Annotated in this window: 5 protein-coding genes and 1 pseudogene; 1 reads left to right on the forward strand and 5 read right to left on the reverse strand. The window is 67.0% G+C overall.

The window, feature by feature from the left end:
• The 4 genes and pseudogenes from DBR20_RS23720 to dmeF form a co-directional block, all read right to left on the reverse strand.
• Positions 1-148 (reverse strand): annotated as a pseudogene (locus DBR20_RS23720) (SAM-dependent methyltransferase); the annotation flags it as partial.
• Positions 149-158: 10 nt separating this feature from the next.
• Entirely contained in the window at positions 159-482 is a 324-nt protein-coding gene (locus DBR20_RS02735; RefSeq protein WP_108265106.1) for a hypothetical protein, read from the reverse strand.
• A 75-nt stretch (positions 483-557) separates the two neighbouring features.
• On the reverse strand, positions 558-974 hold the full coding sequence (locus DBR20_RS02740) for a hypothetical protein (RefSeq protein ID WP_108265107.1): 417 nt from the start codon (positions 972-974) through the stop codon (positions 558-560).
• Positions 975-1,065: 91 nt separating this feature from the next.
• Positions 1,066-2,037: a CDF family Co(II)/Ni(II) efflux transporter DmeF gene (dmeF, locus tag DBR20_RS02745; protein WP_108265108.1), complete on the reverse strand. Its 972-nt coding sequence runs from the start codon at positions 2,035-2,037 to the stop codon at positions 1,066-1,068.
• 46 nt (positions 2,038-2,083) lie between these two features.
• Here dmeF and DBR20_RS02750 point away from each other — a divergent pair, with 46 nt between their 5' ends.
• On the forward strand, positions 2,084-2,368 hold the full coding sequence (locus tag DBR20_RS02750) for a metal/formaldehyde-sensitive transcriptional repressor (RefSeq protein WP_100459978.1): 285 nt from the start codon (positions 2,084-2,086) through the stop codon (positions 2,366-2,368).
• 90 nt (positions 2,369-2,458) lie between these two features.
• On the opposite strand, the gene DBR20_RS02755 is transcribed toward DBR20_RS02750, so the two are convergent.
• Positions 2,459-2,830 (reverse strand): MerC domain-containing protein, encoded by a 372-nt coding sequence (locus tag DBR20_RS02755; protein ID WP_108265109.1) that lies wholly within the window; start codon positions 2,828-2,830, stop codon positions 2,459-2,461.

The raw sequence follows: 2,830 nt of genomic DNA on the forward strand, positions 1-2,830 counted from the left end.
ATTCGGTAGCGCCCTTGTCGTGGGCACGACGCAGGGTGTCAGCGCTGTCGCGGGTCAGCAGGGGGCCGGAGTAGTGGGGCACGGTGGGTACAGGGGGGATTCGTGGGAGGGCATGGTACCGCAGGCGCTGTGCAGCCGAGCCGGACATGGGTGCGGCGCTACCGCAGGTCGGTGCAGCTGAATCCGTGGATGGTTCCCTCTCCTGAGATCATGCCGACACCTCGTGAGGGTTGCATGCCCTCCAATGCGCAAGATCGGCGATGGGCATCCTGGGTGGCGGCTGGCTGCCGGTCGAAGTCGTAGCGCATGCTGCCGTCTTCCTGCAGCAGCCAGTGCACGGTTACACGCTCGGTGCGTTGCCCTTCGATTTCCCAGTCAAAGGTGCGCATCACCACGACCTTGCCGTCATCGGTTTCACGCACCTCGTCATAAGCACCCTGGGTCTTTGCGGTGCCAGCGGCCAGCAGGAGAAGAAAGAGCATCGGTATTCTTCCTCGAAACCAGCAGCGTGTGCCAGCGGCATCGCTGACGCCATGGGAAGAATTGCAATCTGGCCGCTACTTGCACTTCACCGCATACACCGGCCCCGCCCCGATCAACAGCAGCGCCATGTAGTCGCTGTCGCGTGCCCGGGCCTTCAACGTGGCGCCGTCCTTGACGTGGAAGATGCCGAAGCCGCCGGCCATGCGGATCAGTGCGCTGTCGATCTGGTCGGCGTCGTCGCGGAAGTACTGCTGGATGTCGCTGCGGCTGGCCTTGTACAGCGCGTTGGGTTCGCGCTGCCATTGGCCGTCACGCTCGAAGGACACGAAGTACTGGCTTCCTTCCTTTTCGATGCGGAACTCGGCGGATTTGCGTGGGCTGGTGGCGAAGCAGCCGAGCATCGGGTCGGAGGAGAACGGCAGCTGGGTGTCGCCGGAACAGGCCACCAGCAGCAGGAGGGCACCGGGCAGCAGCAGGCGGAGCGCGCGCATGGGATGTCCCGACGGGGCAGGTGCGGCCAGTGTAGGCAATGCGCGGTGGCGCCCGGTACAGATTTTCGGCAAGAACCGCGACCCGCTGGGGTCACGCGCTGCGATGGATCTCCACTGTCACGTGCACCAGTTCTTCATGGATCGCCAAGGCCTGGCGCACGGTGTCCGGGTCGAGCGTGGCATCACTGGTGACCACGCAGGCAGCAACGGCGTACTTGCCGCGCCCCACCTGCCACACGTGCAGGTCGGCCAGGCGTGCCGGCCACGGGCCCTGCTCGATCACCTCGCGCACCTCGGCCACCACCGGCGCGTCCATCTGCGCGTCGAGCAGGATGCGACCGCTGTCGCGCAGCAGACCGATCGCCCACACGGTGACCAGCACCGCACCGACCAGGCCCATCACCGGGTCCAGCCAGGTCAGGCCGAGCAGTTTGCCGCCCAGCAGGGCGACGATGGCCAGCACCGAGGTGGCGGCGTCGGCCAGCACGTGCACGTAGGCCGAACGCAGGTTGAGGTCGTGCCCGTGCGAATGGTCGTGATCGTGGTCATGCCCATGATGATCGCCATGGTCGTGTCCGTGGCCATGATGGTGATGCGCGTGGCCCGGGCTGTCATGCAGCCACCACGCGCACAGCAGGTTCACGCCCAGGCCGACTGCAGCGATGGCGATGGCTTCGTTGTAGTGGATGGGCGCGGGCACCCGCAGCCGTTGCAGCGATTGCACGGCCATCAGCGCGGCGACGCCGAGCAGGGCGATGGCGCTGGTGTAGCCGGCCAGGATCTCGATCTTCCAGGTGCCGAAGGCAAAGCGCGGATCGTGTGCATAGCGGCGTGCACAGCGGTAGGCGAACACCGAGAGGCCGAGCGCCAGTGCGTGCGAGCTCATGTGCCAGCCGTCGGCGAGCACGGCCATGGAGTTGAACCACCAGCCACCGACGATCTCGACCATCATCATGCTGACGGTGAGCCACATCGCGCGACGGGTATTGCGTTCGGCCAGCGGGTTGCCGTCGTCGAAGCGGTGTTCGTGGCGGCGGGCGGCGGCGAGAGCGTCCAGGTGCATGGCGGCAATGATGGATGGATACCCCCATAGGGTATATGATCCACTCATGGCGCATGTACACAGGAATCGAAAGCAGCTGCTGACCCGGGTCCGTCGCATCGGCGGGCAAGTGGCGGCGCTGGAGCAGGCGTTGAACACGCCCGAGAGCGAGGCAGGCGACTGCGCCGACGTGCTGGTGCAGGTGGCGGCCGTGCGTGGCGCTGCCCACAGCTTGTTGATGGAACTGCTGCACGAGCACCTGCAGGAACACGTGGTGGGCGCGGAAGACCCGGCCCAGCGGGCGGCCGAAGCCGAGGTGCTGGTGGAGCTCCTGCGCCGCTACGGCAAATAGCTGGGTAGTGCCGGCCGCTGGCCGGCAACCTCATGAACTGCGGACGTAGCCTGCAGTTGCCGGCCAGCGGCCGGCACTACCCCTGCGGCGTTATCGGTGCCGGTGCCGCGCGTTCCAGATGTGGGTGGCGGCCAGCAGCAGGCTGCCGGTGACCGTCAGGGGGGTTTCCCACGCGTGCGAGGGCAGCGCCAGGGCGCCCGCCATCAACAGGGCCAGGCCAATACCGGCGCTCAACCACGCCAGCGCAGGCAGGGGATGTCGGTGTTCGGCCCGCCATAAGGCGAAGCCGGTCATCGGCAGCGCGATGGCCACGAAGACAAGATGCACCCATTCCGCTTCGGCCCAGACGCCGAACAGCGGCAACGCGGCCGCCAGCAGGGGCAGTGCCAGGCAGTGCAGCAGGCACAGGCTGGACAGGGCGACGGCACCGGCATCAAGCAGGGCGGCTGAGGGCGACTTCAT

This window comes from Stenotrophomonas sp. HMWF023, assembly GCF_003060985.1.
GTDB lineage: Bacteria > Pseudomonadota > Gammaproteobacteria > Xanthomonadales > Xanthomonadaceae > Stenotrophomonas > Stenotrophomonas lactitubi.